Origin of the sequence: Amycolatopsis sp. NBC_01307 (assembly GCF_035975215.1) — a bacterium.
GTDB lineage: Bacteria > Actinomycetota > Actinomycetes > Mycobacteriales > Pseudonocardiaceae > Amycolatopsis.
On record NZ_CP108403.1, the window covers coordinates 3,161,046 to 3,178,333 of the forward strand.

Genomic DNA, 17,288 nt, shown 5'->3' on the forward strand with positions numbered 1-17,288 from the left:
CGACTCCGCGGACGAACAGCTCAGCGACCGACCGGACGAACCGGGCCCGGTCGCCCTGGTCGCGCCGCAGGGTCCCGCCGGTGACCGCGTCGACGCCGGCCGCCGCGAGGGTGTCCTGGACGCCGGCGGTGAGCACCGGGTGGGAGCTGGACTCGACGAACACACCGAAGCCCTGCTGCCCCAGCGCCGTCACGGCCTCGGCGAACCGGACGGGCTGGCGGAGGTTGCGGACCCAGTAGTCCGCCGCGACCGGGCCGGTCACCCAGTGACTGTCCACAGTGGAGTACCACGGTGTGGCGGGCCGGGTGGCCGTGACGTCGCCGAGGACGTCGAGGAGTTCTTCGGCGATCCCGTCGACCTGGACGGTGTGCGAGGCGTAGTCCACCGGGATCAGCCGGGCACGGACGTCCCGGCTCTCGTAGGTCTCCTTCAGGGCCGCGAGGGCGGCCGGTTCACCGGCCAGCACGACCGCCGACGGCGAGTTCACCGCGGCGATCTCGACCCGGCCGCCCCAGTCCTCGATGTCCCGGGCGGCTTCGGCACCGGACGTGCCGACGGCCAGCATCCCGCCGCCGCCCGCGAGCCGGTCGCCGATCAGCGCGCTGCGCAGGGTGACGATCCGGGCCGCGTCGGCCAGCGACAGCGCGCCCGCGACGCACGCCGCGGCGATCTCGCCCTGCGAGTGGCCGACCACGGCGTCGACGCGCAGCCCGGTGGACTGCCACAACGCGGCCAGCGACACCATCACGGCGAACGTGACCGGCTGCACGACGTCGACGCGGTCGAGCGACGGCGCGTCCGGCGCCTGGCGGACGACGTCGGCGAGCGACCAGTCCACGTACGGCGCCAGCGCGCGGTCGCACTCGGCCATCCGCGCCGCGAACACCGGCTCGGAGTCCCACAGCCGCGCGCCCATGCCCGGCCACTGGGCCCCTTGGCCGGGGAATACGAGCGCGACCTTGCCCGCGGCGTCGGCGATCCCGCGCACGACGTCCGGGCCCGGCACACCGGCGGCAAGATCGCCGAGCCCGGCCCGCACGTCGCCGAGCACGACGGCCCGGTGTTCCCACAGGACCCGCGACGACATCAGGGCACCCGCCACGGCGGCCTCGGCCGGCGCGTCGGGACCGTCGAGGAGCGTGGCGATCCGGCCGGCCTGCGCGGTGAGCGCCTCGGCCGACCGGGCCGAGATCACGAGCGGGACCTGGCGACGTCCGACACTGCGAGGGGCCTTCACGGGCGGACCCTGTTCGAGGATGACGTGCGCGTTGGTCCCGGAGACGCCGAACGACGACACCGCCGCGCGGCGCGGCCGGTCGGTCTCCGGCCACGGCGTCTGCTCGGTCAGCAGGCGGACGGCACCCGCCGTCCAGTCCACTTTGGACGACGCGGTGTCGGCGTGCAGCGTCTTCGGCAGGACGCCGTGGCGCATCGCGAGGACCATCTTGACCACCCCGGCCACACCGGCGGCGGCCTGGGCGTGACCGATGTTGGACTTGAGGGAACCCAGCCACAGCGGGGTTTCCCGGTCCTGGCCGTACGTCGCCAGCAGGGCTTGCGCCTCGATCGGGTCGCCGAGGGTGGTACCGGTGCCGTGGCCTTCGACGGCGTCGACGTCCGACGCGGCCAGCCCGGCCTGGGACAGAGCCTGGCGGATCACCGCTTCCTGGGCCGGTCCGTTCGGCGCGGTCAGGCCGTTGGACGCGCCGTCCTGGTTGACCGCGATCCCCTTGACCACGGCCAGGATCTCGCGGCCTTCGCGCAGTGCGTCGGACCGGCGCTGCAGCACCAGGACGCCGACGCCCTCGGACCAGCCGGTGCCGTCGGCGGACTCGGCGTAGGCCTTGCAGCGGCCGTCGGCGGCGAGCCCGCGCTGGCGGGAGAACTCGACGAACGTCGACGGCGTCGCCATCACCGTCGCCCCGCCGGCCAGCGCCATCGAGCACTCGCCCGACCGCAGGGCCTGCGCCGCGAGGTGCAGCGCCACCAGCGACGACGAACACGCCGTGTCGATCGTGACCGCCGGGCCGCGCAGGCCCAGCACGTAGGACACCCGGCCGGTGGCGACGCTGCCGGTGGACCCGGTCGCGAACAGCCCTTCCAGGCCTTCGGTGCGCGCCCCGGTGCCGTAGTCGTGGTACATCAGGCCGGTGAAGACGCCGACGTCGCGGCCGCGCACCGAAGCGGGCGCGATCCCGGCGTGTTCCAGCGCCTCCCAGGAGGTTTCCAGCAGCAGCCGCTGCTGCGGGTCCATGGCGAGGGCCTCGCGCGGCGAGATGCCGAAGAACTCTGGGTCGAACAGCGCCGCGTCGTGGAGGAACCCGCCGGAGCGGGTGTAGGACTTGCCCGGCACGTCGGGGTCCGGGTCGTAGAGGTCCTCGTCCCAGCCGCGATCGGCGGGGAACTCCGAGATGGCGTCGTCGCCGCGGGCCAGCAGGTCCCACAGGTCGGCCGGGCCGGCGACGTCGCCGGGCAGCCGGACACCCATGCCGACGATGACGACCGGGTCGTCCTCGGCGACGGCTTCGGCCGGTGCCGGTTCGGGCACCGCTTCGAGTTCGGCGTACAGCTCGCTGTGCAGGTGCTCGGCGAGGGCGGTGGCGTTGGGGAAGTTGAAGGCGACGGTCGGCGGCAGCCGCACGCCGGTCGCGGCGGTGAGCCGGTTGCGCAGGTCGACCGCGGCCAGGGAGTCGAACCCGGCGTCGCGGAACGCCTGGACCGGCCCGAGCGCCGCGGCGTCACCGAGCGCGCCGCCGGCTTCGGTGAGGACCAGTTGCAGGAGCGCCTCGACGCGCGCGGACGCGTCCAGCTCGACGAGCCGGGTCACCAGGTCGCCGGTACTCGCTTGGACGGTGCGGCGGACCGGACCGGCGAGGTCCCGCAGCAGTGGCGAGACGACCGCGCCGGGCCGGGCGAGGTCGAGGACGGCGGTGACCACCGACGCCTGTGAAGCGCTCGCGGCGGTGTCGAGCATGCGCAGGCCGCGGGCCGGGTCGATCAGGCCGAGGCCCGAGCCGAGGATCCGGGCGGTGTCGGCCGTGCTGAGGGCGCCGTTCATGCCGTCGAGCGCCCAGAGGCCCCAGGCGAGCGAGACGGCCGGGAACCCGGCCGCGCGACGGCGGTGCGCGAGCGCGTCGAGGAAGGTGTTGGCCGCGGCGTAGTTGGCCTGTCCGGCGCCGCCGAGCACGCCCGACACGGACGAGAACAGCACGAAGGCGCGCAGACCGAGGTCACGGGTCAGCTCGTCGAGGTGCACGGCGGCGTCGGCCTTGGGCCGGAACACGGCGTCGACGCGGGCGGCGTCGAGTTCGGTGGCGACACCGTCGGCGAGGACGCCCGCGGTGTGCACGACCGCCGTCAGCGGGGCATCGGCGGGGACGCTCGCGAGCAGCGCCCGCACCTGAGCCCGGTCGGCGACGTCGGCCGTCACCACGTCGGCTCGGGCGCCGAGGTCACGGAGTTCGTCGCACAGCTCGCGTGCGCCGGGCGCGTCGAGGCCGCGCCGGGAGGCGAGCAACACGCTGCGCGCGCCGTGGACGGTCACCACGTGCCGGGCGACCGCCGCGCCGACGGCGCCGGTACCGCCGGTGATCAGCACGGTCCCGGCCGGGTCGAGCCACTCGCCGACGGGTTCGGCGGGCAGGGCGGTCAGTCTGGGGACGCGGAATTCGCCGTCGCGCAGGGCCAGCTGCCATTCGCCGCTCTCGATAGCGCCGAGCGGCAGGGCGGCATCGGCAGCACCGAGGTCCACGAGCGCCACGCGGCCGGGATTCTCCGTGCCGATCGAGCGCGCCAGGCCCCAGACGGCCGCCGCAGCGGGGTCGATCGTCTCGTCCGCCACCGCGTTGCGGGTGGTCACGACCAGGGTGGTCGCCGCCCAAGCGGGCTCGGTCAGGAGCGGGCGTGCGACCGCCAGGACCCCGGCGATCGCGGCGCGGGCCCGGTCCGGGTCCGTGGCACCGGCCGGGACCACCGGGAGCACGAGCCACCGCGGCGGGTTCGCCGCCAGGCGCGTCAGGTCGTCCGGGCCCGATATCGCCTGTACCGCAACGGTTTCCGAAGAGGTTCCGGCGGGCAGTGGGCGCCACTCCACGCCGTGGACGACCTCGGCCGCGCCGGACAGGGCGGCGCGGGCGACGGGACGGCTGATCAGCCCGCCCACCGACGCGACCGGCGCTCCCGACGGGTCGGTGAGGTCGAGCGAGACCGCGCCGTCGTCGGCCGGGGTGAGCCGGACGCGCACCTCGCGGGCGCCACCGGCATGCACGGCGACCCGGCTCCAGGCGAACGGCAGGGCGATGCCGTCGTCGTCGGCCGGGGTGTCGAGGCCAGTCAGGTGCAGGGCGGCGTCGAGCAGCGCCGGGTGGAGCACGAAGCCCGCGACGTCGGCCGGTTCCGGGAGCACGACCTCGCCGAACAGCTCCGCACCGTCGCGCCAGGCCGCGGTCAGCCCGCGGAACACCGGGCCGTAGCCGTAGCCGCGCTCGGCGAGGACGTCGTAGAGGTCGTCGAGGGCCACCGGTTCGGCGCCGGCGGGTGGCCAGGTCTCGCCGGAAACCGGCGGGACGGCCACCGCGGGAGCCAGATAGCCGGACGCGTGCCGGGTCCACGAACCGCCCTGGTCGGGCCGGGCGTGGACGGCGACCTCGCGGCGTCCGTCCGCCGCGGCCGCGCCGACGACGACCTGGATCCGCACCGCGGCGGTCTCGGGCACCGGCAGCGGGGTTTCGACGACGAGTTCGTCCAGCACCGGGCAGCCGACGTGGTCGCCGGCCCGGACGGCCCATTCGACCAGGGCCGCGCCGGGGACGACGGCCACGCCGTCGATGTGGTGCTCGGCCAGCCACGGCTGGGCCGCGTGCGACGCCCGCCCGGTCAGCGTGACGCCGCCCGAGGCCGGGTCTTCGACGACGACGCCGAGCACCGGGTGCCGGGCCGCGTCCAGGCCGAAACCGGCGGCATCGGCGGCGGGAGCCGCGTCGAGCCAGTACCGGCGACGCTGGAACGCCGTGGTGGGCAACGGAAGCGACCGCCGGGCGGGTGCGAGCGACGTCCAGTCGACGTCGTTGCCGCGCACGAACACCTCGGCGAGCGCGGCCAGCGCGGTCTCGGCCTCCGGCCGGTCCCGGCGGGCCAGCGACACGGCGGGCGCGACGTCGTCGAGGGCGTTGGCGAGCGCGCTCAGCACGCCGTCGGGCCCCAGTTCCAGCAGCACCGAGACGTCCGGCATGGCGCGAACCGCGTCGGCGAACCGCACCGGACGGCGCACCTGCTCGGCCCAGTAGTCCGCGGTCAGCGGCTCGCCGGCCGTACCGGTCACCGACGAGACGACGGCGAGCGCCGCCGGCCGGTGGGCCAGGGTCCGCGCGACCGCGCGCAGGTCGTCGAGCACCGGGTCCATCAGCGGCGAGTGGAACGCGTGGCTGACGTCGAGGGTCTTGGTCCGCACACCGCGCTCGGCGAACCCGCTCGCCACCGCGTGCACGGCGGTGGCGTCGCCGGAGACGACGACCGCCTCGGGGCCGTTGACGGCCGCGATCGAGACGCCGTCAACCAGCTCGGCGACGACGTCGGCTTCGGGCGCGGCGATGGCGACCATCGCGCCGCCGGTGGGCAGCGCGCCCATCAGGCGGCCGCGGGCGGCGACCAGTTTCGCCGCGTCGGGCAGCGAAAGCACCCCGGCGACGTGCGCGGCGGCCAGCTCGCCCAGCGAGTGGCCCGCGACCGCGACCGGCCGCACGCCCCACGACTCGACCAGCCGGAACATCGCCACTTCGACGGCGAACAGACCGGCCTGCGCGAACGCGGCGTCGTAGAGCGGCCCGTCGAAGACGGCCTCCCGCAGCGGCACCGGGCCGGCCAGGTGGATGTCCAGTTCGGCGCAGACGTCGTCGAACGCCGTCGCGTAGGCGGGGAACCGCTCGTAGAGGCCCCGGCCCATGCCGGGCCGGTGCGCGCCCTGGCCGGTGAACAGCACGCCGACTCCGCGCCCGGCCGGGTCGGCGACCCCGCGGACGGCCAGGTCACGCAGCCCGGTCACGACGTCGTCGCGGCCCCCGGCCACCACGACCGCGCGGTGTTCCCACGCCGCCTTGACCGCGAGCGCACCGGCGGCCGCGGCGAGATCGGTGGCACCGGCCAGGAAGTCCGCGAGCCGACCGGCCTGCGCCTCGAGCCCGGCCGCCGACCGGGCGGACACCACGACCGGCAGCAGATCCGGCACCGTCGTGTCCACTTCGGACTCAAGAGGCTGGCCCTGTTCGAGCACGACGTGCGCGTTGGTCCCGCTGATCCCGAACGACGAGACGCCCGCGCGCCGCGGCCGTCCGGTGTCCGGCCACGCCGTCTCCTCGGCCAGCAGGCGCACCGCACCGGCCGACCAGTCCACTTTGGACGTCGGAGCGTCGGCGTGCAGCGTCTTCGGCAGTACACCGTGACGCATCGAGAGCACCATCTTGATCACGCCCGCGACCCCCGCGGCGGCCTGCGCGTGGCCGATGTTGGACTTGAGGGAACCCAGCCACAGTGGCGTTTCCCGGTCCTGGCCGTACGTCGCCAGCACCGCCTGCGCCTCGATGGGGTCGCCGAGGGTGGTGCCGGTGCCGTGCGCCTCGACGGCGTCGACGTCCGAAGTGGCCAGTCCGGCCGCGGTGAGCGCGTCGCGGATGACCGCCTGCTGGGCCGGGCCGTTGGGCGCGGTGAGGCCGTTGGACGCGCCGTCGGAGTTGACCGCCGTCCCGCGGACCACCGCGAGCACCTCACGGCCTTCGCGCCGGGCGTCGGACAGCCGCTGGAGCACCAGTACTCCGACGCCTTCGGCCCAGCCGGTGCCGTCCGCGTCGTCGGCGAAGGACTTGCACCGGCCGTCGGGCGCCAGCCCGCGCTGGCGCGAGAACTCGACGAACGGCATCGGCGTCGTCAGCACCGTGACGCCGCCGGCCAGCGCCAGCCCGCATTCGCCGGACCGCAGCGACTGCGCGGCGAGGTGGATCGCCACCAGCGACGACGAACACGCCGTGTCGACGGTGACCGCCGGGCCGCGCGCGCCGAGCACGTAGGACACCCGCCCGGACAGCACGCTCGACGACGTCCCGGTCAGGACGTAGCCTTCACCGCCGGACGCGGCCGCACCGGTGCCGTACCCCTGGGCGAGCGCGCCGACGAAAACGCCGGTCCGGCTGCCACGCAGCGACACCGGGTCGATGCCCGCCCGTTCCAGGGCCTCCCAGGAGGTTTCCAGCAACAGCCGCTGCTGCGGGTCCATGGCCAGGGCCTCGCGGGCGGAGATGCCGAAGAACCCGGCGTCGAACATCGCGGCGTCGGGCAGGAACCCGCCGTGGCGGGCGTAGGACTTGCCGGGCGCGTCGGGATCGGGGTCGTAGAGCCCTTCGGGCCAGCCGCGGTCGGCCGGGAACGGCGTCATCGCGTCGCCGCCGCGGCGCAGCAGGTCCCACAGGTCGTCCGGGCCGGCGACGCCGCCGGGCAGCCGGACGCCGATCCCGACGATCACGACCGGGTCGTCGGCGGGCGCCACGGCGATGGCCGGCGCGGAGGGTGCGTCGACCGTGCCGAACAGCTTCTCCAGCAGGTGATCCGCCAGCTCGACCGGGCTGGGGTGGTCGAAGACGGCGGTGGTCGCGAGGGTGACGCCGGCGCGGGCGGCCAGCCGGTTGCGCAGTTCGACGGCGGTCAGCGAGTCGAACCCGACGTCCCGGAACGCCCGGGTCGGGGCGATCGCGCCGCCCCCGCCGAGGATCACGCCGGCTTCGGTGCGGACCAGGTCGATCACGGCGGTCCGGCGCGCGGGGCCGGCCAGGTTCGCGAGCCGGGCGGTGAGGGTCCCGGCGCCGCTGTCGTCCGGGGTGCGCGCGGCGCGGCGGACGCGGCCCACCAGGTCACGCAGCAGCGCCGGCAGCGTGCCGGTGCGGGCCTGCTCGCGCAGGACGCCGAGGTCGGGCGTCACCGCGACCAGCGCGGGACGGGCCGAGCCGAGGGCGACGTCGAGGGCGGCCAAGCCGTCGGCGGTGCCGAGTGCGCCGATGCCGGTGCGGGCCAGCCGCGTCCGGTCGGCGTCGGCGAGGTGGCCGGTCATCCCGCTGGCGTCGGCCCACAGGCCCCAGGCGACCGACACCGCCGCGTGGCCGGCGGCCCGGCGGCGGGCGGCGAGGCCGTCGAGGAACCCGTTGGCGGCGGCGTAGTTGGCCTGCCCGGCCGTGCCGAGCACGCCGGCGACGGACGAGAACAGCACGAAGGCGCTCAGGTCCAGGTCGCGGGTCAGCTCGTCGAGGTGCGCGGCGGCGTCGGCCTTGGGCCGGAACACCGCGTCGACCCGGTCCGCGTCGAGCGTGGCGAGGACACCGTCGTCGAGGACGCCGGCGGCGTGGACGACGGCGGTGAGCGGCGCGTCGGCCGGGACCGCGGCCAGCAGCGCCCGGACGTCGTCGCGCTCGGCGGTGTCACACGCGACGACGTCGACACGGGCGCCGAGGTCGCGCAGGTCCGAGCACAGCTGTGCGGCACCGTCGGCGGCCGGGCCGCGGCGGGAGGCCAGCAGCACGCTGCGGACGCCGTGCTCCTGCACGAAGTGGCGGGCCACCAGCCCGCCGAGCGTGCCGGTGCCGCCGGTGACGAGCACGGTCCCGCCCGCGTCGACCGGCCGCGGGATCGTCAGGACGTTCTTGCCGGTGTGGCGGCCCTGGGCCATGTGCCGGAAGACCTCGGGCGCGCGCCGGATGTCCCACGCGGTCAGCGGGATCAGCCGCAGCGCTCCGGAGCCGAACAGTTCCAGCAGGTCGCCGAGCAGTTCCGCGACCCGCGGCGAGTCGAGCTGGATCAGGTCGTAGGCCTGGTAGGCGACCCCGGGGTGCTCGCGCGCGACCTGCCCGGCGTCGCGGATGTCGTTCTTGCCCATCTCCAGGAACCGGCCGCCGCGGGGCAGCAGCCGCAGCGAGGCGTCGACGAACTCGCCGGCCAGGGAGTCCAGCACGACGTCCACGCCGGTGCCGCCGGTGACCGCGAGGAAGCGCTCTTCGAACTCGAGGGTGCGGGAGCTGGCGATGTGGTCGTCGTCGAGGCCCATGTCCCGCAACAGGTCGTGCTTGCCGGGGCTCGCGGTGGCGAACACTTCGGCGCCCAGCAGGCGGGCCACCTGCACGGCGGCCATCCCGACACCGCCCGCGGCCGCGTGCACCAGGACCTTCTCCCCCACCCGCAGCCCGGCCAGGTCCTGCAGGCCGTAGAGGGCGGTGAGGAACACGACCGGCATCGACGCGGCCTGCTCGAACGTCCAGCCGTCGGGCACGCGCGCCAGCCGGCGGGCATCGGCGACGGCGATCGGGCCGAAGCCGCGGGTGAACAGCCCGAGCACCCGGTCGCCGACGGCGAGATCGGTGACCCCGGGCCCGGTTTCGAGGACGACGCCGGCGCCTTCGCCGCCCACCTCCGCCGCACCCCGGCGCATGCCGAGCCCGGCGAGGACATCCCGGAAGTTCAGACCGGCCGCACGCATCCCGACCCGCACCTGCCCGGCGGACAGGGGGTCCGCCAGTTCCGGGCAGGGCAGCAGGGCCAGGCCGTCGAAGGTGCCGGTACCGGTGGTGTCGAGCACCCACGGCACATCACCGGCGGGCGGCGTCAGGTCGGCGGGGCCGGGCCGGGCGAGGCGGGGGACGCGGATTTCGCCGTCACGCAGGGCGAACTGCGGCTCACCGGCTTCGGTGACGACCGGCAGGACGGCCGCGAGCACGTCCGCGGTGGCGGTTTCGAGGTCGGCGAGCACGATCCGGCCCGGGTTCTCCCGCTGCGCGCTGCGGACCAGGCCCCAGACAGCGGCGGCCGCCGGGTCGGGTGCGGCGTCGGCGAGGCCGGTGGCGACTCCACCACGGGTGACGATGGCCAGGCGTGTGCCCGGCGTCTCCGGTTCGGCGAGGAAGCGTTGCAGCACAGCGAGAACGGCGTTGACCGCCACACGCGCGTCGGCCGGGTCCGGCTCGACCGGGAAGACGAGCCAAGGGGCGACGAGGTCGCCGGGACCGGTGATGATCTGTACGGCGTCGGCGGGTAGCGGTTCGGTGGGGTTCGCCGGGAGGGCGGGCCAGTCCACCGTGAAGACCGGGTCGGCGCCGGCGGGGGCCGCGACGATCTGCGTCAGCGGGATCGGCCGGGTGATCAGCGCGCCCACCGAGAGCAGCGGATCGCCCGCCATGTCCGTCAGCGTCACGGCGTGGCCGCCCTCGGCCGGTGTGACGCGGACCCGAGCCGAACCCGCGGCGGTGGCGTGGGCGACGACGTCGTGCCACGCGAACGGCAGGGCGATCTCGCCCTCGGGCGCCGGGCCCGCGGCCAGCAGGGTGGTGTGCAGCGCGGCGTCGAGCAGTGCCGGGTGGATCGCGAACCCGGCCGGGTCGGCCGGCTCCGGCAGTGTCACCTCGGCGAAGTACTCGTCCCCGCGCCGCCACGCGGCGGTCAGGCCGCGGAACACCGGGCCGTAGTCGTAGCCGCGGGCGGCTAGGTCGTTGTAGAACCCATCTACAGCAAGGGTTTCGGCTCCGACGGGTGGCCACTCGGCCGGTGCGGGAACCGTCGCCGGTTCGGGGGTCAGGACGCCGGTGGCGTGGCGGGTCCATTCGCGGCCCGGCTCGTCCGGGCGGGAGTGGACGGCCACCTCGCGGCGGCCCGCATCGTCGGCGGCGCCGACGACGACCTGGATGCGCACCACCGCCGTCGGCGGCAGCGGCAGGGGCGCCTCGACGATCAGCTCGGCCAGTACCGGGCACCGGGTCCACTCGCCTGCTTGGATGGCCAGCTCGGCCAGCGCCGCGCCGGGCACCAGCACGGTCCCCGCCACCGCGTGGTCGGCGAGCCACGGCTGGGCGGCCAGCGACAGCCGGCCGGTCAGGACGACGCCGCCGGTGTCCGGTGCGTCGATCGCCGCGCCCAGCAGCGGGTGCGCGACGACGGTCTGGCCGAGGCTCTCCGGGTCGGTGCCGGTCGAGGCGGGCGCCCAGTAACGCGTGCGCTGGAACGCCGTCGTCGGCAGCGCTACCCGGCCGGTGCCGGGCAGGAACGGGCGCCAGTCGACGGGCACACCGCGGACGTGCAGTTCGGCGGCCGAGCGCAGGAACCGCTCGCGATCGCCCTGGTCACGGCGCAGCGTGCCGCCGACCAGCGCGCCGGTCACCCCGGCCCGCTCCAGGCCCTCCTGGATGCTCGACGTCAGCACGGGGTGCGACGAAACTTCGAGGAACACCCGGAAACCGTTGCCCGCCAGCGCGTCGACGGCGTCGGCGAACTCGACCCGGCCACGCAGGTTGCGGAACCAGTAACCGGGTTCGACCGGGCCATCCGCCCAGGAACCGTCCACTGTGGAGTACCAGGCGATCTCCGGTGCGGTCGCGCCGACGTCAGCCAGCAGCGTGGCGAGTTCGGCTTCCACGGCGTCGACCTGGGACGTGTGCGACGCGTAGTCGACGTCGATCCGGCGCACGCGCACCCCGCGCTCGCGGTAGGCGGCCTCGGCCCGGCCCAGCGCGGCCGGTTCGCCGGCCAGCACCACCGCGGACGGCGAGTTGACGACGGCGATCTCGACGCCGCCGGGCAGGTCGCGGGCCGCCTCGTCGGCGCTCACCGCGACCGACAGCATGCCGCCGCGCCCGGCCAGGCGGGCGGCGATGACCTGGCTGCGCAACGCGACGGTGTGCGCGGCGTCGGCCAGCGACAGTGCGCCCGCGACGCAGGCGGCGGCGATCTCACCCTGGGAGTGCCCCAGCACGGCGTCCGGCCGGATCCCGCAAGCCCGCCACAGCGCGGCCAGCGACACCATCACCGCGAACGACACCGGCTGCACCACGTCCACCCGGGCCAGCGTCGGCGCGCCCGGCACCTGGCGGACGACGTCGGCCAGCGACCAGTCCACGAACGGCGCCAGCGCCGCCTCGCACTCGGCCATCCGCGCGGCGAACACCGGCTCGGTGTCCCACAGCCGCGCGCCCATCCCGGCCCACTGCGCGCCCTGGCCCGGGAACACCCACGCGACCTTGCCCGGCCCGGCCGGATCGGCGGCGCCGGTGACGGCGAACGACGTCGGCTCCCCGGCCGAGACGCCGCGCAGACCGTCGATCGCGTCCGCGTGCCCGTCGGCGACGACGACGGCCCGGTGCTCCCACCGCGCCCGGGTACCGAGCAGGGAATCCGCGACGGCGCCGAGTGCCGGCGCGTCTTCGAGGAGCGTGGCCAGCCGACCGGCCTGAGCGGCCAGACCGGCTTCCGAGCGTGCCGAGACGACCAGTGGCAGCACGCCGGACGGTTCGGTGTCCTCGACGGGCGACTCGGTGGCCGGTGCCTGTTCGAGGATGACGTGGGCGTTCGTGCCGCTGATGCCGAACGACGAGACGCCCGCGCGGCTCGGCCGTCCGGCGTCGGGCCAGCCGGCCGGTTCACTCAGCAGCCGGACGGCGCCGGCCGACCAGTCCACTTTGGACGACGCCGTCCCGGCGTGGAGGGTCTTCGGCAGCAGCCGGTGCCGCAGGGCGAGGACCATCTTGATCACGCCGGCGACGCCGGCGGCGGCCTGGGTGTGCCCGATGTTGGATTTGAGGGAACCCAGCCACAGCGGGGTTTCCCGATCCCGGCCGTAGGTGGCCAGCAGTGCGTGGGCCTCGATCGGGTCGCCGAGCGTGGTGCCGGTGCCGTGCGCCTCGACGGCGTCGACCTCGGCCGCGGGCACCCCGGCGTCGGCCAGGGCCTGCCCGATCACCTGCTGCTGGGAGGCGCCACTGGGTGCGGTGAGGCCGTTGGACGCGCCATCCTGGTTGACCGCCGAACCGCGAACCACGGCCAGGACGTCACGGCCGTCGCGCCGCGCGTCGGACAGCCGCTGCAGCACCAGCACCCCGGCGCCTTCGGCCCAGCCGGTGCCGGCGGCGTCGTCGGCGAACGACCGGCACCGCCCGTCCGCGGACAGGCCGCCCTGCTTTTCGAACTCGACGAAGACGCCGGGTGACGCCATCACGGTGGCGCCGCCGGCGAGGGCGAGCGAGCACTCCCCCGCCCGCAGCGCGCGGACGGCGAGGTGCAGCGCCACCAGCGAAGACGAGCAGGCGGTGTCGACGCTGATCGCCGGCCCGCGCGTGCCCAGGACGTAGGAGACGCGCCCGGACAGCACGCTCAGCGACGTCCCGGTCAGGCCGTACCCGCCGGTGTCGCCGGAGCTTTCGTGCAGCCGGGTGCCGTAGTCCTGCGCCATGCCGCCGAGGAAGACGCCGGTCGGGCTGTCCCGCAGCGTCGTCGGGTCGATGCCGGCGCGCTCCAGGGCCTCCCACGACGTCTCGAGCAGCAGCCGCTGCTGCGGGTCCATGGCGAGGGCCTCGCGCGGCGAGATGCGGAAGAACGCGGCGTCGAAGTCGCCGGCGTCGTGCAGGAAGCCGCCGCCGCGGCCGGTGGCCAGGACTTCGGCGCTCCAGCCGCGGTCGGCCGGCATGGCCGACACCGCGTCGGCGCCGTCGCGCAGCAGGGTCCAGAAGGACTCGGGCGAATCGATGCCGCCCGGGTAACGGCAGCCGATGCCGACGATGACGATCGGATCCTCGTCGTCACGGGGCTGGGCCTCGGGTTCGACGGCGGCCGCTTCGACGTCGGGCTGGAGGAACTCACCGAGCCGGGCCGGTGTCGGGTGGTCGAACAGGACGCTGCTGGTCAGGGCGCGGCCGCTCGCGGCGCTGAGCCGGCCGGCGAACTCGACGAGCGTGGCGGAGTCGAATCCCAGCTCCTTGAAGGTGGCCGCCGGTTCCAGACTGTCCACATCGGACATTCCGAGCACGGCCGCGCACTCCCGCCGCACCAGCGCACGGAGGTCCCGCTGCGGCTCGGCGGGCTCGTCGAACTCCTCGGGTTCGCCGGCCGTCGCGGCGACGCGCGGGGTGTCGTCGATCCAGTAGCGCTCGCGCTGGAACGCGTACGTCGGCAGCGCGATCCGGGTGGCGCCCGGGTACACGGCCGCCCAGTCGAGGTGCCCGCCCGCGGCGTACAGCTCGGCCATCGACGTCGCGAAGCGCGTCAGGCCACCCTGGTCGCGTCGCAGCGTGCCGACCGAGACCAGCGGGACGCCGGCCGCCTGCGCGATGTCGCGGACGTTCCCGAGCAGCGCCGGGTGCGGGCTGACCTCGACGAACTCCGTGAAGCCGTCCTGGCACAACGCCGTGACGGCGCCGAAGAAGTCGACCGTCGCCCGCGAGTTGCGGTACCAGTAGGACGTGTCCAGCCCGGCGGTGTCGAGCGGGCCACCGGTCACGGTGGAGTAGAAGCGCAGGGGCGAACTGCGCGGGTGCAGCTCGCCGAGCGCGGCGACCAGCAGGGCCTCGATGCGTTCGACCAGCGGCGAATGCGAGGCGTAGTCGACCTTCAGCCGCCGCAGCCGGATGTCTTCGCCGTCCCAGGCCGCCATCAGCTCGTCGAGCGCTTCGCTCTCGCCGGACACGATGACCGACGCGGGCCCGTTGACCGCGCCGATCGACAGCCGGCCCGCCCAGCGCTCGATCCGTTCGCGCACGACGTCGACGGGCAGCGCCACCGACACCATGCCGCCGACGCCGCGCATCACCTCCGACGCGACCCGGCCGCGGGCCGCCACGATGCGGGCGGCCTCGTCCAGGGACATCGCGCCGGCCACGCAGGCCGCCGCCAGCTCGCCCTGCGAGTGTCCGACGACCGCGTCCGGCTCGACGCCGTGGGCACGCCACAACGCCGCGAGGGAAACCATGACGGCCCACATCACCGGCTGGTTGACGGCCGAGTCGGCCATCGACGGCGCGCCCGGCTCGTCCCGCAGCACGGCGAGCGCGGAGAACCCGGTCAGCGGCGCCAGCACGCGGTCGCAGTCGGCCAGCGACTCGGCGAACGCGGGCGCGGTGTCGAGCAGCTCGACGGCCATCCCGGCCCACTGGGTGCCCTGGCCGGGGAAGACGAACACGGTCCGCCCGCGGGCCGCGCGGCCCGGTTCGGCGACGGCGCGCACGCAGGCCGTCGTCGGCCGGTCTTCGGCGACCGCGCGCAGGGCGTCGGTCAACTCGGCCGTCCCGGTGCCGACGACCGCGGCCCGGACGCCCAGCGAGGCCCGCGTCGTGGCCAGCGAGAACCCGACGTCGGCGACGGACGCGCCCGGGTGGGCGTCGAGGTGGTCGGCCAGCCGGGCCGCCTGATCGCGCAGCGCGGGCTCGGAGTGTCCGGACAACGGCCACAGCACCGGCCCGGCCGCATCGGCGGCAGGCTCGGTGTCGGGTGCTTCGCCGGCGCCGAGGACGACGTGGGCGTTGGTGCCGCCGACACCGAACGACGAGACGCCGGCGAGGACGGCGTCGCAGTCCGAAGGCCACGGCATCGTCTCCCGGACGACCCGCAGGTTCGCCTCGGCGAAGGGGATTTCCGGGTTGGGGCGGGCGAAGTTGAGGCTGGCAGGCAGGATGTGCCGGTCGACCGCGAGCGCGGTCTTGAGCAGGCCGACCATGCCGGCGGCGCCTTCGAGGTGACCGACGTTGGTCTTCGCCGAGCCGATCCACAGCGGCTCGGTCCGGCCCGCGCCGTGGACCGTGCCGAGCGCGCCGGCTTCGATCGGGTCGCCGACGCGGGTGCCGGTGCCGTGCAGCTCCACGTACTGGACGGCCGCGGGCGCCACTCCGGCGCGGCGGCAGGCCGCGGCCAGCACGCGTTCCTGGGTTTCGCGGCCGGGTGTGGTGAGTCCGTCGGTCGGCCCGTCGTTGTTGACGGCGCTGCCGCGGACGACGCAGTAGACGTGGTCGCCGTCGCGGCGCGCGGTGGCCAGGGGCTTGAGCACGACGACTCCGCCGCCCTCGCCGCGGACGATGCCGTTGGCGCGGTCGTCGAAGACGAAGCAGCGGCCGTCCGGCGACAGCGCGCCGAGCGCGGCGACGGCCTGCGTGCTTTCGGCGGCCAGGTTCAGCTGCACGCCACCGACCAGCGCGGACTCGCAGTCACCGGCCCGGATGGCGGCGCAGGCGAGGTGGACGGCGACCAGTGCCGACGACTGCCCGGTGTCGACGGCCATGCTGGGGCCGGTGAACCCGAACCAGTGCGAGACGCGGTTGGCGATGATGGCGCGGTTCGCGCCGGTCATCGCGTAGTGCCCGACGGGCCCGCCGGCGCGGTGGTGCAGGATCGAGTAGTCGTCCGAGGTGACGCCGATGTAGACGCCGATCTCGTGCCCGCGCAGTGCATCGGGCGCGACCCGGGCGTCTTCGAGGGCTTCCCAGCCGAGCTCGAGGATCAGCCGCTGCTGCGGGTCCATCTCGCGCGCTTCCCGCGGCGAGACGGAAAACAGCCGCGCGTCGAACCGGTCGACGTCCGGCAGGTAGCCGCCCCGGCGTGGCAGCCCGGGCCCGTCGGGGTAGTGCCGACCGGCGGGCACGTCGCCGACGGCGTCGACACCGTCGCGCAGCAGGTCCCAGAACCGGGCGGGACTTCCGGCGCCGGGGAGCCGGCAGGCGAGGCCCACCACCGCGATCGGCTGGGGATCCCCGGAGAGGGTTTCGGACACGGTGCCACCAGCCCGGCTCAATGCGTCTCCCGTTGCTCACCTGCACGCCTGCTCATCGCAGAGGTCGAGGTAAAGGATCGGCTGATCGGGGCCGGGAAAACCGCAGTCTTGCCCGCGTGGGAACGTCCGGAAAGCTACGAGTGCACGACGACCGGGAAGCCCGGGGAGATGAGGGAGGCCGTCTCGGTGGCCGCGGCGAGGATCTCGTCGTCGGTCAGGTCGAGCCCGTGCGAGCCCATGACCGCGAGGTTGACGCTCATCATCGCCATCCTGATCTTGAGCCGGTCCAGCTCCGACGCGCCCGGCTCGGCCAGCAGCGACGAGATCTTCTGCAGGCGGTCCAGCGCGCCGCCGTGGTCGGGCTTGAGGTCGCGCAGCGCGGCCTGGTTGGCGATGGCGAACCGGGCGAAGCCGAGGCCGTCGTCGATGATGAGGCCGAACCAGCCGGCCGCTATCCTGGCCGAGCGCTCCGGCGAGTGCGGCTGCCCCTCGGCCCATTCGATGAGCGCGTCGAGCGTGGTCAGCCGGTCTTCGAACAGGCTGCGGACGATCGCTTCCTTACTTTCGAAGTGGTAGTACAACGCGGCCTTGGTGATGTCGAGCTGCTCGGCGATCTGCCGCAACGACGTGGCCTCGTAGCCGTGCACGGTGAACAGGTCCAGCGCGACGCGCCGGATTTCGGCGCGCCGGTCGCCCGCTGCCTTGCGTTGCTGCGCCATGGGCGTGGCTCTCCTGGTTGCTC

At 75.1% G+C, this 17,288-nt stretch carries 1 protein-coding gene and 24 pseudogenes; all 25 read right to left on the reverse strand.

What is annotated here, in order from left to right; genetic code table 11:
• Window positions 1–13: 13 nt before the first annotated feature.
• Window positions 14–1,087 (reverse strand): annotated as a pseudogene (locus OG439_RS50140) (acyltransferase domain-containing protein); the annotation flags it as partial.
• 51 nt (window positions 1,088–1,138) lie between these two features.
• Window positions 1,139–1,432 (reverse strand): annotated as a pseudogene (locus OG439_RS50145) (ketoacyl-synthetase C-terminal extension domain-containing protein); the annotation flags it as partial.
• Window positions 1,409–1,789: pseudogene (locus OG439_RS50150) on the reverse strand (hypothetical protein); the annotation flags it as partial. The pseudogenes OG439_RS50150 and OG439_RS50145, both read right to left, overlap by 24 nt.
• Window positions 1,778–2,548: pseudogene (locus tag OG439_RS50155) on the reverse strand (beta-ketoacyl synthase N-terminal-like domain-containing protein); the annotation flags it as partial. The pseudogenes OG439_RS50155 and OG439_RS50150, both read right to left, overlap by 12 nt.
• Window positions 2,549–2,590: 42 nt before the next feature.
• Window positions 2,591–3,058 (reverse strand): annotated as a pseudogene (locus OG439_RS50160) (beta-ketoacyl reductase); the annotation flags it as partial.
• A 21-nt stretch (window positions 3,059–3,079) separates the two neighbouring features.
• Window positions 3,080–3,598: pseudogene (locus OG439_RS50165) on the reverse strand (SDR family NAD(P)-dependent oxidoreductase); the annotation flags it as partial.
• A gap of 63 nt (window positions 3,599–3,661) precedes the next feature.
• Window positions 3,662–4,093: pseudogene (locus OG439_RS50170) on the reverse strand (SpnB-like Rossmann fold domain-containing protein); the annotation flags it as partial.
• Window positions 4,094–4,129: 36 nt separating this feature from the next.
• Window positions 4,130–4,573 (reverse strand): annotated as a pseudogene (locus OG439_RS50175) (polyketide synthase dehydratase domain-containing protein); the annotation flags it as partial.
• Between the two features lie 66 nt (window positions 4,574–4,639).
• Window positions 4,640–5,083: pseudogene (locus OG439_RS50180) on the reverse strand (polyketide synthase dehydratase domain-containing protein); the annotation flags it as partial.
• Window positions 5,075–6,067: pseudogene (locus OG439_RS50185) on the reverse strand (acyltransferase domain-containing protein); the annotation flags it as partial. The pseudogenes OG439_RS50180 and OG439_RS50185, both read right to left, overlap by 9 nt.
• Window positions 6,068–6,130: 63 nt before the next feature.
• Window positions 6,131–6,454 (reverse strand): annotated as a pseudogene (locus OG439_RS50190) (ketoacyl-synthetase C-terminal extension domain-containing protein); the annotation flags it as partial.
• Window positions 6,455–6,466: 12 nt separating this feature from the next.
• A pseudogene (locus OG439_RS50195) lies at window positions 6,467–6,799 on the reverse strand (polyketide synthase); the annotation flags it as partial.
• Between the two features lie 36 nt (window positions 6,800–6,835).
• A pseudogene (locus tag OG439_RS50200) lies at window positions 6,836–7,534 on the reverse strand (beta-ketoacyl synthase N-terminal-like domain-containing protein); the annotation flags it as partial.
• A gap of 111 nt (window positions 7,535–7,645) precedes the next feature.
• A pseudogene (locus OG439_RS50205) lies at window positions 7,646–8,092 on the reverse strand (beta-ketoacyl reductase); the annotation flags it as partial.
• Window positions 8,093–8,113: 21 nt separating this feature from the next.
• A pseudogene (locus tag OG439_RS50210) lies at window positions 8,114–8,704 on the reverse strand (SDR family NAD(P)-dependent oxidoreductase); the annotation flags it as partial.
• Window positions 8,681–9,265: pseudogene (locus OG439_RS50215) on the reverse strand (zinc-binding dehydrogenase); the annotation flags it as partial. The pseudogenes OG439_RS50215 and OG439_RS50210, both read right to left, overlap by 24 nt.
• Before the next feature lie 108 nt (window positions 9,266–9,373).
• Window positions 9,374–9,616, reverse strand: a pseudogene (locus tag OG439_RS50220) (alcohol dehydrogenase catalytic domain-containing protein); the annotation flags it as partial.
• 54 nt (window positions 9,617–9,670) lie between these two features.
• Window positions 9,671–10,204, reverse strand: a pseudogene (locus OG439_RS50225) (SpnB-like Rossmann fold domain-containing protein); the annotation flags it as partial.
• A pseudogene (locus OG439_RS50230) lies at window positions 10,193–10,663 on the reverse strand (polyketide synthase dehydratase domain-containing protein); the annotation flags it as partial. The pseudogenes OG439_RS50225 and OG439_RS50230, both read right to left, overlap by 12 nt.
• A pseudogene (locus OG439_RS50235) lies at window positions 10,649–13,855 on the reverse strand (type I polyketide synthase); the annotation flags it as partial. The pseudogenes OG439_RS50235 and OG439_RS50230, both read right to left, overlap by 15 nt.
• A gap of 168 nt (window positions 13,856–14,023) precedes the next feature.
• Window positions 14,024–15,010 (reverse strand): annotated as a pseudogene (locus OG439_RS50240) (acyltransferase domain-containing protein); the annotation flags it as partial.
• A gap of 48 nt (window positions 15,011–15,058) precedes the next feature.
• Window positions 15,059–15,457 (reverse strand): annotated as a pseudogene (locus OG439_RS50245) (ketoacyl-synthetase C-terminal extension domain-containing protein); the annotation flags it as partial.
• A pseudogene (locus OG439_RS50250) lies at window positions 15,446–15,826 on the reverse strand (polyketide synthase); the annotation flags it as partial. The pseudogenes OG439_RS50245 and OG439_RS50250, both read right to left, overlap by 12 nt.
• Window positions 15,815–16,507: pseudogene (locus tag OG439_RS50255) on the reverse strand (polyketide synthase); the annotation flags it as partial. The pseudogenes OG439_RS50250 and OG439_RS50255, both read right to left, overlap by 12 nt.
• A gap of 173 nt (window positions 16,508–16,680) precedes the next feature.
• Window positions 16,681–17,265: a TetR/AcrR family transcriptional regulator gene (locus OG439_RS13105; RefSeq protein WP_326949656.1), complete on the reverse strand. Its 585-nt coding sequence runs from the start codon at window positions 17,263–17,265 to the stop codon at window positions 16,681–16,683.
• Window positions 17,266–17,288: the final 23 nt, after the last annotated feature.